Source organism: Tenacibaculum sp. IMCC1 (assembly GCF_054906355.1).
In genome coordinates, this window is the sequence record NZ_CM142818.1 from 1,499,587 (window position 1) to 1,513,410 (window position 13,824).

General features: G+C 32.3%; 8 protein-coding genes and 2 tRNA genes. 7 read left to right on the forward strand and 3 right to left on the reverse strand.

The window, feature by feature from the left end; translation table 11 throughout:
* The first annotated feature begins 43 nt into the window (after positions 1-43).
* From ACXIHB_RS06995 to ACXIHB_RS07020, 6 genes are all read left to right on the forward strand, one after another.
* Positions 44-116, forward strand: a tRNA-Phe gene (locus tag ACXIHB_RS06995).
* A gap of 64 nt (positions 117-180) precedes the next feature.
* Positions 181-253 (forward strand) — tRNA-Phe (locus tag ACXIHB_RS07000).
* Between the two features lie 590 nt (positions 254-843).
* Positions 844-2,664 carry an AAA family ATPase gene (locus ACXIHB_RS07005; RefSeq protein ID WP_462099258.1) on the forward strand — a complete coding sequence of 607 codons (1,821 nt, stop codon included), beginning with the start codon at positions 844-846 and terminating at the stop codon, positions 2,662-2,664.
* Between the two features lie 4 nt (positions 2,665-2,668).
* The gene (locus ACXIHB_RS07010) at positions 2,669-3,304 is read left to right on the forward strand and encodes a 4Fe-4S single cluster domain-containing protein (protein ID WP_047788531.1); all 636 of its coding nucleotides are present in this window, start codon (positions 2,669-2,671) and stop codon (positions 3,302-3,304) included.
* Entirely contained in the window at positions 3,301-9,492 is a 6,192-nt protein-coding gene (locus ACXIHB_RS07015) for a protein kinase domain-containing protein (RefSeq protein WP_462099259.1), read from the forward strand. Before ACXIHB_RS07010 ends, ACXIHB_RS07015 begins: the two co-directional genes overlap by 4 nt.
* Positions 9,489-10,823 carry a hypothetical protein gene (locus tag ACXIHB_RS07020; protein ID WP_462099260.1) on the forward strand — a complete coding sequence of 445 codons (1,335 nt, stop codon included), beginning with the start codon at positions 9,489-9,491 and terminating at the stop codon, positions 10,821-10,823. Before ACXIHB_RS07015 ends, ACXIHB_RS07020 begins: the two co-directional genes overlap by 4 nt.
* A gap of 116 nt (positions 10,824-10,939) precedes the next feature.
* Here the strand turns inward: ACXIHB_RS07020 and ACXIHB_RS07025 are convergent, their stop codons facing one another.
* Positions 10,940-11,920 carry an endonuclease/exonuclease/phosphatase family protein gene (locus ACXIHB_RS07025; protein ID WP_462099261.1) on the reverse strand — a complete coding sequence of 327 codons (981 nt, stop codon included), beginning with the start codon at positions 11,918-11,920 and terminating at the stop codon, positions 10,940-10,942.
* Positions 11,921-12,021: 101 nt separating this feature from the next.
* Between ACXIHB_RS07025 and ACXIHB_RS07030 the strand changes: the two genes are divergently transcribed.
* Positions 12,022-12,486: a hypothetical protein gene (locus ACXIHB_RS07030; RefSeq protein ID WP_462099262.1), complete on the forward strand. Its 465-nt coding sequence runs from the start codon at positions 12,022-12,024 to the stop codon at positions 12,484-12,486.
* An 80-nt stretch (positions 12,487-12,566) separates the two neighbouring features.
* Here the strand turns inward: ACXIHB_RS07030 and ACXIHB_RS07035 are convergent, their stop codons facing one another.
* Positions 12,567-13,082, reverse strand: coding sequence for a gamma carbonic anhydrase family protein (locus tag ACXIHB_RS07035; protein WP_073181751.1), 516 nt, complete (start codon positions 13,080-13,082; stop codon positions 12,567-12,569).
* A 6-nt stretch (positions 13,083-13,088) separates the two neighbouring features.
* Complete coding sequence (locus ACXIHB_RS07040) at positions 13,089-13,823, reverse strand: LytR/AlgR family response regulator transcription factor (protein ID WP_047788537.1); 735 nt, start codon at positions 13,821-13,823, stop codon at positions 13,089-13,091.
* Between the last annotated feature and the right edge of the window lies 1 nt (position 13,824).

Consider the following 13,824-nt stretch of genomic DNA (forward strand, 5'->3'; position numbering starts at 1 on the left):
AAAACGATTGTATATTTGCATCCGCTTAACGAAAGTAGCAACTGGTGCCTTAGCTCAGTTGGTAGAGCAAAGGACTGAAAATCCTTGTGTCCCTGGTTCGATTCCTGGAGGCACCACAATAAAACTAGTAAAATTAGTTGCGAGTTTTATTTTAAAGATGTTACTTTTTAAGTTATGACTGGTGCCTTAGCTCAGTTGGTAGAGCAAAGGACTGAAAATCCTTGTGTCCCTGGTTCGATTCCTGGAGGCACCACGATAAAAACCCGAACAAAATTGTTCGGGTTTTTTAGTTTTAACAATAAATCAAAATGTTCTCATACATTTTTATTTTTAATACAAATTCTTGCAAAATTCTATCATCTAAGAGGCATTAAGGTTTATTTCAGTTTCAAAAAATCAGGATATATAAGTAAGACTATGCATCTACCGCTGAACACCTCACTAAACATGATTTATAAATACTTACTTTTTTAAAAAACTTATATATTCTTTAATTTTCTTTAATCGTTTTTGTAATTATATATTTGTTTATTTTTAAATTGGTCATGTTAAAACAAGACCAATAAATACTTAGGAACCTTATCGTATGAAAAGAACAATGAGTCATACTCTTGAGATACTTCTCAGGTAGTAGAGTATTGAAAGTGTGTTAATGAGTAAGGTTAAGAAAGAAGAAAAAATTGCAAGACATAAAAATATTAATCAACTCATTTAGTTTCCAATCTAAATACAGTAAACGCTATGATACTTTAATTAACAAATTAAGCGATATATAACAGTTAATTTAGATTAAGTATTAAACGCTTTAGAAACTGTAATAAATGAGTTAAAACAAAAACAAGAATGAATAACACCAAACCTCGATGGCTACAAGACTTTAGAAGGTTTGTTCCTTTAAAAAGTCAATTTTTTCTTTCGGGTAATATTAAGGATTTTCAGTTACTGGAGAACGATTTTGGCAGCTACAGTTGGCATCGATTAGAAAATGTAATAGATTCTGAATTAAAAAACATAGGGTATACACATGTGGTTTACTATAACCCGTTAAGTGGTTTTGACATTCCCTTTTTTACAGGAAATTCAGATGAAAAAAAAGTGTTTTTTCAAAAACTTCAAATTCCTCTTCAGCAAGAAGGTGTCTATAACGATTTACAAACCTTTAATACGGTATTACAAAAGATTATTCACTATCCTGATGAACCCATTGGGTTAATTGTCGATTTCGCTTCTCAGTTTTTAATAAACCCTGAAAATTTGGTAAAAGCAGAACACGATTCTTTTAGTATAGCTCATATCTTATCTCAAACTACAGAAACTAAACCTTACGGTAACCCTCCTAATCCGTATTACAACATTGTAATATGGTTAGTTGATAAAGAAGGAGACTTACCTGACTGGATGGTGGTTAACAACCCAAAAATAAGACACATACCTATTGGAAAACCTAATCACATTGCTCGTAGAAGATTGATTCACCCGATTGTGGAGAGCCTAAGTAAAGATAAAACTAATGTAGATACTATAGTTACTGAATTTGTGGAAGAAACTGAAGGTCTTTTATTGTTAGACTTAGTGGCGATTATAGAACTAGCAAGGTCAGAAAACATACCAATATCTATGATAGCAGATGCAGTACGGCGATACAAAGTAGGTGTAACTGAAGACCCTTGGATGAAAATTCAACGTAGCAAAATTGAAAACGGAGAAGCTTTTATCAAAGAACGTGTTATTGGACAAGATCATTCTGTACAACATATCATGGATATTGTAAAGCGAGCCATCACTGGAGTGGGGAATTCTAAAAGAAATAATCGCCCAAGAGGTGTAGTTTTCTTAGCAGGGCCTACTGGTGTTGGAAAAACTGAATTAGCTAAAACCTTAACCAGTTTATTATTTGGTGATGAAAGTGCCTATATTCGGTTTGATATGTCTGAGTTCAGCGCTGAACATTCCGATCAACGCTTAATCGGTGCTCCTCCAGGATATGTGGGTTACGATGTTGGTGGCGAACTCACCAATGCTATAAGAGAAAAACCATTTAGTGTAGTCTTATTTGACGAAATTGAAAAGGCACACCCTAGAATATTAGATAAATTTCTTCAGATTCTAGATGATGGGGTTCTTACGAGTGGACGAGGAGACACCGTTTATTTCTCTGAGACACTAATAATTTTCACATCAAACCTTGGAATTTATAAAAATTCAACTACTGGTGAACGATTACCAAATGTGACTTATAAAGATAGTTTTGAAACTGTTGAAAAGAAAGTACGACATGAAATTGAGCGCTATTTTAAGTTTGAACTCAATCGACCTGAACTCCTCAATAGAATTGGAGACAACATTATTATTTTTGATTATATACGTAAAGATGTTGGTGAAATGATTTTTGATATGATGATGAAAAATAATATAAAGGGGATTCAAAAACAATTAAATATTACACTAAATATTCACCCCACAGTGATGCAAACATTAAAAGAATTATCTGTTACTGATTTAAACAATGGTGGTAGAGGCATTAGAAATAAAATTGAGTACCATTTTATCTCACCTTTCTCTAGAGCTTTGTTCTCTTTAAATCCAGACAAGGGAGAAACGGTAGAAGCAACTTCTATTTCTTTTGAAAACCGAAGTACTACCATTCATCTAACTAAAAAATAATTGAATGAAAATAGGAATCTCTCGTTTACACTTTCCAGTAACTACACTTGGTCCAGGACAAAGAGTTGGCATTTGGTTTCAAGGCTGCTCTCTACATTGTGAAGGATGCATCTCAGCAGATACCTGGCAATTCAAAACCAATTCAATAAATATAGAAGAAGTAAAAAATCTATTAAAAAAGTGGCTTCCAACATGCGATGGAATTACTATTTCCGGCGGAGAACCCTTTGATCAAGAACCTGCTTTACAAAATTTGCTAAAATTTCTTAAGCCTTATAAACTTTCCTTGTTAGTTTACAGTGGATACTCTTTCCAAGAATTAAAATATAAAAAAGTTGTTCAGGAGAAATTAATCGATGTGTTAATTTCTGAACCTTATGACTATACAAAAGCCCAAACCCGAGCTTTATTAGGAAGTGACAATCAACAAATTCATTTTCTTACTAATTTAGGAGCGCAAAGTTTTGCTAAATATTTAAACAAAAAACCCGAAAGTAAATTAGACATTCAGTTTAATAATGAGACTCTTTGGATGGCAGGCATACCTATTAATGGAATGAATAAAATAACTGAAAGTTTTCGACAAAACAACGTTGAAATAACCAATACTCAAGCGGTGATAAAGCAACATAAGAAATGAAACACATACGACTTTGTCCTGCATGTAATACTGAACGACCAGTAACCGAAATGTATTGCCAAAACATAATCAGTAATTCAACATGTAGTTGGTTATTAATGAATGTACCCCAAACTCCAGTAGGCGGTCGAATCGAAATTCATCCTGAAGCTGAAGAATCAATCAAACGCCTTTGTGAAAACGGGCATGAAGTTGGAGAAGACGATTTTATGTGCATGGAATGTGGTGCTGACATTCAAGAATTAACAATTAAAGAAGAAGCCCTCAAGAAAATTGATGCATACACCATTATTGAACCTATCGAGATTTCAGGAGCTACCAAAGAATGTTTTTTAGTTAAAGACACTAATGAAAAACACTTTTTTTTAACTTATTATCATGAAAATTCTGAGCCTGATAAAACAATTTATGATGTACTGCACCGAGCAGATGTTGATCATATTGCTAGATTAGTAAAAACAGGTTATTGGAACAATCGATTTTTTGAAGTTTCTGAGCATATCCAAGGAGGATCACTCAATGATTTAGGATATATAAAAGAAAACAGACTCGAAACTTTAGTAAACGAAATCGGTCGAGCACTACGAGATTTCTCAGAAGCTGGTTTTAGACATCGTAATTTATGTCCTAAAAACATTCTAATCCGTGATAATGAAACCTTCGATTTGGTAATTATCGATTACAGTTCTGCAAGGTTATCAGATTATGATCTTGATACCGATACACCTATACAATTAACTCGGTATACAGCTCCGGAAGCTATCATTGGTGGAGTAAGTCCTGCCTCGGATTGGTGGAGTTTAGGAATGATAGTTTTAGAGCAAATTACCAAAGGAGCGTTCTTTGAAAACATTAATAACAAGGCGTTCATGATCCATTTGGTAACCAGAGGCGTTCAAATTCCAGAAGGTATTGATGAACGTATACTTTTATTGCTAAAAGGCTTGTTATGTAGAGATCCTCTTAAACGTTGGCGCTGGGAACAAGTAGAAAAATGGCTGAATAAAGAATATGTTGCTCCTCCTATAGAAGCTACTTCGGGGACTGATCAAAAAAAAGAAAAAACCATCCAACTTGGAGATACAACTTACACCAATGTAAGCTATTTTGCACTTGCGGCAGCAGAGGAAAATAATTGGGAAAAAGGTTTGACCTTATTTACTTCTGGTGAAATTTCAAATTGGGTAAAAGAAATCCTTGGAGAAGGAAAAATAGCTGCTACTATTAGAAACTTACGCTCTAAAGAAGATATCGATTTGGAGTGGAGGTTTTCCTTAGCTTTAATGCACCTCAATGAAGCTTTACCACTTACTTGGCGAGGACAAATTATTATTCCTGCATGGTTACTTGGCAACCCAACACTCGCTTCAGAGCTTATAGAAGGAAACATTCCTGATTATTTAAACACACTTTCACGTGAAAAATGGTTGGTTAACCTCAAGAGTAGAAAACAAAATGTTTTGCAAAAAGCAAAGAGTTTAGGTATTGAATTGGATAATGACAAGCTCAAGATTAATACACTAAGTACTTCTAGGGTACGATTAAAATCTGAATTGAATCTTTTACGTCAAATTTATCCTGATGCCAAAAACATCAGTTTATCTGATTTAATGGGAGACATCCGACTTAGTGAAGAAGATTTGATACTTATTTTAAGCGCTCAACAAGATCAATTTATCTCCTTAAATCAATTAGTAAAAGAAGCTACTAATTTGGCAAGAGAAATAAAAATTGAATCTAATGAAAGTTTTTTTAGAGAAACTCTAATAAAATCCAGACTAGAAATTTACGAATCTCTACACGAGCTTTTAGAAGGGTTTTCACTAAGTAATAACAATAACTTAAATCGTTGGGCAGATCGTTTCAGGATAGAAAGACGATTACCCATATTGCAATCAATTTTATGTTTATCTATTCCCAAAGACAAATGGATTACACCACCAAAGCATGAATATGCTTCTAGTTTATTAAACTTTTTTGAAAAAAAGATTATTCATACTTCCTCTAGAGGTCCTTTAGTTAGATTAGTTATTTCTAAACATTCTCCTCGTTTAGATTTAAAGACATTAGGAACCTCATTAAAACCTTCAGAAAAAATACTCAATAGTATTATTAATCGCTCATCTAGTACGGAAAAAATAGATCCATTAAGTTTCAGCCAAAACCCATTACTTAGTTACCGAACAAGGAGGTTAGTTTTAAGAACAGCAAACTTTAAACGCGATACCGGCTTAGACTCTTTGTATTTAGGGTTTCCATTCCTAATTAGTCAGTTCAAAAAAAATAATCGTCCCCGAATATTACCTATTATTTTATGGCCAATTACACTGGAATTTAAATACCGATCAAACCCTACACTAAAAATTGGTTTCGACAAAGTTCGTGAAGAAATTCGACTAAACCCAGCTCTTTCAAGCTCCTTAGAACCTGAAAATTACAAAAGAATAACACAAATTTATAATGAGGTTTTAAGTAGGCAATCTCTAAGTGTTTCTGAGGTTATCGATGCCTTCGGTTCATTTGTAAAACACAAAACTTCAAAACTTGTTACTCATCCTGAAGTTACTTACATGATGGAAGATATAGGTCTTGAACTACATAGCTCTGGAGTAATTTTTAATGCCAATTTTACAGGTCAATCAATTAGTGAAGATTTGCGTTTACTTCAAAAATTACCACATTGGGGAACAGCTATGGAACCAATTTTAAAAATAAGCACGCCACAAACACCCGAATATAAGCCCATACAATCAGAAAATAATCGATTTACTGTCGTTAATGTAGATCCTTCACAAGAACACGCAGTAATGCATAGTCGATTAAAACCAGGTATTGTCATTGAAGGTCCACCTGGAACAGGGAAAAGCCAGACGATTGTTAATATTATTTCCGATTGTATTGGTAGAAAGGAAAAAGTATTAGTAGTCTCTCAAAAAAGAGCAGCAATTCAGGTAATTATGAAACGGCTAGAGGCTGTAGGTCTAGAAAAAAGAGCTCTTTCTATCACTGATATTGCTAAAGATAGACAAGAAATTATTCGAAGTATTCGTGAACAGGTTTCTTTCGATTTAAACAAATCTGAGCAACAAAATATTCTTGAAAAAATCACATTCAAGCGAAATAACCTGGCAAAACAAATTGATAGAATCGAATCGAAATTGAATATAATTTCTAAAGAGATTCATGTACTGGACGATCAAGCAGGCGCAAGTTATCGAAACATTTTATCTGAACTCATTGAAATTCAACATAGTGATTATATTGATATTCCTGAAGCCCGAAATTTTCTAGAAAATACTTCAGCAGATGATTTGAACATTCTTGAAACGGAAATCAGTACGTTAATGCGTGAATGGGTGCCTTCAAAATATGAAAATAATGCGCTTTCCAATTTAAAAATAACACAATATGATGACGCAACAAAAAAAGCAATTAAGCAAGATATAGAGCTTTTTAATGAGATTGAAGAAAAAAGAGTAGATTGTATAAAACAAACCACAGGAGTCTATGATAATGAACACGCTCAATTTTATAAAGCATGGCTGTATAAAAACGAACAAAAACTCCTAAATATTACTGATACAGAAGCTAAAAATGCTAAAATTTGGCTTGATTTTATTTGGGATGAATTCAATGAAAAGTCCATTGGTGACGATATTCTTGATGAACTAAAACAATTACTATCAAACCTCAAAATACTGATTTTCAAATACAAAAAAATCTATTTTTCGAGTTGGTTAATACAAACTGATAATGAAATCCTAGAAGAAGTAATTCGAGCTTGTGACAGCTATCTAAATACATCCATTTTTAAGTTTCTTAATCCTTTAACATGGAAACATCAATTTCTATTGAAGAAAGTCTTAAAAGAACTTGAACTTCACTCCAATAAAGAAAATATAAAACTATTAAAAACAAATTCTGAGTACGAAATTACTTTTAGAGCTTACCGAAACCACTTTAATAATGTATTAATAAAGTTAAACAATACAGTAGAAACCATTACAAACCCTAAGTTTCTTGCTGTGAAAATTAGTGATAAAATCAGCGAACTATTAGACACGATTGTTTTAGTAAAAGCATTAAAAAAATGCCCTTTGAAAGATGAAGCTAAAAAAGTTTTAAAATCCGGAAAAGAATCTGAATTTCAAAATTTCATAAAAGAATTAAGCAGTGCTAGTAATCGTTTTGAAAAAAGACAAGAATCCTACGAAAAACTAACTGACTTAAAACAATGGTTAATAGATTCTAGTTTTAATTTTTTCCATTCAAACATAAAAAATAACAATACCGATTTATCTGTCATTCAAAAAATGTCCCAAGACATAAACCACTTTATTCCATATCAAAAATTTAGGATAAGACTAGGAGATAAACTTCAAGAAGACAAAACATTACAACTTTTAGCAATTTTTAGGAATTACGAAAATAAAATTACTCAATACACCTCTGAACGTTGGCCTAAAATTATCCAAAAAACAATACGACGAGAAGGTTTATTGGGTTGGAAACAACGTATTGAAAAAGAAACACCAGCCTTACTAATGGCTGATAGTGAAATTGACCAAAATGTACGATTGTTAGAAAATAGTTTAGCTGAAATAAAAACATTAAACAAAGAACTACTTAACTTAAACTATGACTTTGAAAAAATTGGCTCAAAGTCACAATGGCATGGTATTACACGTCTACGAGGGCAGAACTATAAAAAACTACGAGAATTTATTCATTTAGGCAACAATTTAGGCTTAATGAATATTCGTCCAATTTGGTTGATGAGCCCAGAGGTAGTTTCACAAGCTTTACCTTTACAAGCGGGATTGTTTGATGTAGTAATTTTTGATGAAGCTTCTCAAATGTTAATTGATCATTCAATCCCTTCACTTTATCGTGCAAAACGTGTAATTGTAAGTGGTGATGAAAAGCAAATGCCTCCGGCAAACTTCTTTGGTCATAAAATGGATGATGACGAAAGTCAAGGCATAAATATCGAACTCAGTGAGGATAATTCCGAAGAAGAATTAACTCTATATGAAGAGGCTTGGAATAAAAAAGAAGTCAAAGATTGTCCAGATTTATTAACATTAGCCAAAACGGTTCTTCCCACCACTACACTTCAAATTCATTACCGTTCTCAATACAAAGCACTTATCAACTTTTCTAACCATGCCTTTTATGCTGGTCAATTACACATTCCTGCTTATCACCCTAAAAACGAAATTAAGAAAATAAAACCTCTAGAAGTCATTCGAGTAAATGGTGTTTATAATGAACAAACCAACGAAACTGAAGCTGAAGTGCTAATTGAATACTTATATAACCACTGGCAATTACCTGAAAATGAAATTTTAAGTACAGGTATTGTAACCTTCAATAAAAAACAAGCAGATCTTATTGAAGATAAAATTGAAGAAAAAGCGCTTTCAGATGATGCTTTTATGGAAGTTTTAAATCGTGAACGTAACAAACAACAAGAAGGAGAAGCCATGGGCTTTTTTGTTAAGAATGTAGAGAATGTTCAAGGAGATGAACGTGATATGATTTTATTTAGCACTACATTTGGTTTTAATAAACAAGGAGTTTTCCGCCGCAATTTTGGAGCTTTAGGGCATCGTGGAGGAGAAAGAAGACTCAATGTAGCTATTACAAGAGCAAGACATAAAGTAGTTATTGCCACCTCAATGCCCATCAAAGATATTTCTGATATGCTTTCTACAGGACGATCTCCATCAAAACCAAGGGATTATATTCAGGGCTATTTGAAATATACCGAAACACATTTTAGTAATCAAATAGAGTTTGCTAATCAATCGTTAAAAAGGCTTTCATCAAGAAAAATAGAAGAAAGTAAAACACTAAATAACGATGGTTTTAAAAATACTGTTAGAAATTACATTCACAGCTTGGGTTATGAAACCGTGGAAAATAATGATAACAATGTTTTTTATTTAGATTTAGCCATTGAAGATAAAAACACAGGACGATTTGTTATTGGAATTGAATGTGATGTACCTCAAAACTCATTACTTAAAGATGCAAGACATCGTGAAATATGGCGCCCATTGATTTTAAAAAAATCGATTCCTCATATACATAGAACTACCTCTTATAAGTGGTTACAAGATACAGATAATGAAAAATTAAGGCTGAAACACGCCATACAAAATGCTTTAAACAACACACCATGAGCGGACCAAAAGTTGTACGAATCGTTACCCCAGCTGAGCGAAAATTGATAAAGAAAAGGTGGTTAACTCGATTAAAAAACAAAATAGAACACGTGAAGGCTTATGCCATCAAACATAATATGTTTACAGAAGAACTTCAAGATGCTTTGGATGAAACATTGGAGTATTACCAAAATATCTCAGAAGATGATTATAGAAAAATAGAGCGAGAAGTTTCGGGACAAATCGAGTTTCTAGATAAGGAAAAAAAGAATTTGGTAAAAAAAGTAGTTAAAATTAGGACTTCTAAATGGGAATCTTTTAAGAACCTAAAGAGTACACATAACGAATTACGCTTTTTACTTAAAAACAAAAGCATTGATTTCCAAGATTTCGACACTCCTTCAAATATAAATGAAATAGAAGAATATCGTGAAAAAGTAGATTATTTGTATAGCCTTTTAAAAGAAGCTTCTTTTAATTCTCAAACACTGACAAATGAACAAAAAGCAATTCAAGAACGATTATCTTCTGGTGACAGTTTGCTGTCTGTACAAAAATGGCGTTCCAATCGTCCTAAAGTAATTTCCAGACTAAAAAAGTTGGAAAACGCGTTAAAGGAAATGTATATTTCTGAAATTCCTCAGAACAAAATACACGAATTTATGAATCGTTGTGCCGAATTAGAAGAAGAAGCTCCTAATTACGATTTGTTATTGGATTCATTAACTATTCAGGTAGCCGAGTTCAGTAAAAATCAATTGGCATTACGGGAAGCTAAAGAAAAGCTCAAAACAGCCATTGACCAATTAGAATCTTTAGAATTGAATCTGAGTTTTATTGATAGATGGACAGACTTACTTAATTCAGATAATCTAAATGATGTAAAAGATGCCTTAGAAAAAGCCAAATACTTGTATACTGAAGTTTCGGAGAAAATCATTATTGAAACTCGACGAAAGGCTATTAAAAAGGCATTACAAAATGCAGGTTATGAAGTTAATGACACAATGGAAACTGCATGGGTTGAAAATGGGAGCTTAGTGGTAAAAAAAGCTAAAAATTCGTTATATGGTGTAGAGTTTATGAGTCCCAAAAACCTAAGCCGCATTCAGGCACGAGTTGTTGCCGATAAAAATAGAAATAATGAACGCAGTCCAAATCTGGACAAAAATCACGAAGAAATTTGGTGTGATGAATTTTACGATATTAAAACTATTTTAGAAAGCCAAAATTTATCTATTGTTGTGGATAAAGCAGAAGAAGCAGGTGCAGTAAAAATGAAAGAAATTGCTCTAGGTAATGATTATGTAAAAAGAGAAAATCAATCCAAGAAAAGAAAAAATGTTTAAATTCAATACAAAAATATGTATAACTACATACCACTATAGACAGTATCTTATTGTAAGGTAGCTTTGAAAACAACTCTATATTTAAATAAAGAAACTTGGAGCTTTACCAAGCTTCTTTATTTTTTTAATTTAAACTTCATTTCAATAGGCAAATGATCTGATGCCTGTCCGAACTTTTTTAATACACTTCCCTCTACATACTCTATAAAATCCTTGGTATAAAAAATATAATCAATACGTTCTTCTGGATTTTTTGTATCAAAAGTATTCTCAGGATTTTCAGTTGAGAAAGCAGCATTTCCTACTCCATCCATTGCAAATATTTTTTGAATAACGGCTTCACTGTCTCTAGCTTTTGAGTTAAAATCTCCTAATAAAATTGTAGGGTATTGACTCTTATACTTATTAAAAAGATTCAATACGTACTCAAACTGTCTTACTCTCGTTGCTTTATCAAATGCTTCTAAATGTAAATTTATTACTACCACTTCTTTTCCTTCTACCTTAACTTTTACCACTTGTACCAACCTGTCTAAATACAAAGCGTCTCTATAAAAAGGGTTATCAGCTACTCGTTCTAAAACGATACGCTCATAATCTTTTAACTCATATTTACTTAAAATTGATTGACCTGAAACTATTTTACCAAAGTGCATACTTGGTGGCCAGTATGGAAAAGGCACATAATTCTCATCCCAGTTTACACCTCTTGCTACATAATTATAACCTAGTTCTGCTAATTTTTCTTCTTGGTTTACTTTATAAGATCTAGCTGCATTGTAATCAACTTCTTGAAGCGCTATAATATCTGGATTTACTTTTTTTATTTCAGTTAATACCTTTTTCATATTTCCCTCAAACAATTGCTTAGGTTTTGCTACTGCTCGGTTATTTGTCATCCCACTTAAGTACCCAATATTGTAGGTTACTATGCTATAGATTGAATCATTATCAGTTGTACTCGCATACTCATGCGTAATAATTTTAGCATATTCTGCTTCATCAATTGTTGGTGAAGACGCCCAAAAAAAGAAGATTACAAACACTCCTATAACCACCAATAAAAACCTTACAGCAATTCTGAAAATTAACTTCATAAAAAATAAAAAAATGTTAAATATAGTTTCAAATTTAAACTTTTTTAATCTGCAACGGTCTTAGAAGCGTAAATAATTAATAAACCTTAAAATTTAACAACATGAATAAAGCACTAACACTCTTGATTTTAGCAGTTGGTTTTACTGTTACTACTCAAGCTCAAAAGAGAGATAAAACTAAACATGAAAAATTAACTGTAGAGCAAAAAACAGAATTAGCTGTAAAAAAAATGACCTTACAGCTTGATTTAACAGAGTCTCAACAAAAACAAGTGAAGCCTTTAGTAGCAGAGCAAATTTCTGAAAGGCAGGAAATGTGGGCTAAAAGAAAAGCTATGAAAAAAAGTGGTACTAAACCTACTGCTGATCAAAAATATGCTATGAAAAGTAAAATGCTTGACAAACAAATTGCTTACAAAACTGAAATGAAACGCATTTTAAATGAGCAACAATATGAACGTTATGAAAAAATGGCTGCTCGAAAAATAAAGAGACATAGCAAGAAAGGTGATCGCAAAATACACAAAAAAAGAAAGCATCATAAAGAAAATAAAAGCGATAAGTAATATCGATTTATAGTAGATTAGTTTTTGATTGAAAAAAAAGCTCGGTTTTGGAAACAGAACCAGGCTTTTTTATTTTTTCATTACTCTTTAAACCAACTTGAATATTTCACATAATTATTGGCAATTCGATCAATTTCATCTGAAATAAGTTCTTTGGAAATATCTTTTACTTTTTTTGCTGGAACCCCAGCGTACACACTTCCACTTTCAATATGTGTATTTTTAGTAACTACAGCACCTGCTGCAATAATAGAATTTGACTCTACTACACAATCATCCATGATAATACTTCCCATACCTACCAACACATTATCATGAATAGTGCACCCATGTACTAAGGCATTATGACCAATAGACACATTATTTCCAATAGTTGTTGGTGATTTTTGATATGTTGCATGTATTACTGCACCATCTTGTACATTTACTTTATCTCCCATTTTTATATAGTGTACATCTCCGCGAATCACTGCATTAAACCATACACTACACGACTCCCCCATTTGCACATCGCCTACAATAGTTGCGTTTTCTGCAATGTAACAATCATTTGGAATTTGTGGGTGTTTTCCTCTTACTGGTTTTATAATTGGCATAAATTTTTATTTAAAATATGATAATAAATTTGCTTTTTTGGATGCTGAAACCATAATTTCTTTCTCGTTTGACAGCACAACACTTCCTCCTTTTCCTTTTTTATACTTTACTATTTCATTAACGTTGACTAAATACGATTTGTGTACCCTAACAAAAGAACTGTCTTTTAAAGCTTCTTCAAAATATTTAAGTGTTTTACTTACCACTTTTTTAGAATTATCAAAATAGATTTCCGTGTAGTTATCATCTGCTTTGCAAAATAAAATTTCCTCAACAGCTACTACTTCAAATCCATCTTGTTGCGGAATCGTAATTTTCCCATTTACTTGATGAGTCATTTTGGGAGTTAACACATTAGTTTCTAACTCATTTTCTTTCTCTTTAATTTCAGTTACAATACCTACTGCTTTAATCAACTCGTCGATTGAAATTGGTTTTAACAAATAATAAGTTGCTTGATTATTTAATGCCTCAATCGCGTAATGATCGTAAGCAGTTACAAAAACTGTTTCAAAAGTTTGATTTTCAACTTTTTCTAACAAGTCAAAAGCATTTCCAAAAGGCATTTCTACATCTAAAAACACCAAGTCCAATTCGTGTTTTTCAATTAGTTTTAGTGCTTCTTCAATATTACTTGCTTCTCCTAACAAGGTTACATTAGGACAGTATTTAGTAATATAGTTTCGTAAAATATCTCTACTTATTTGCTCATCTTCAACTATAATTGCTTTTATTTTCATT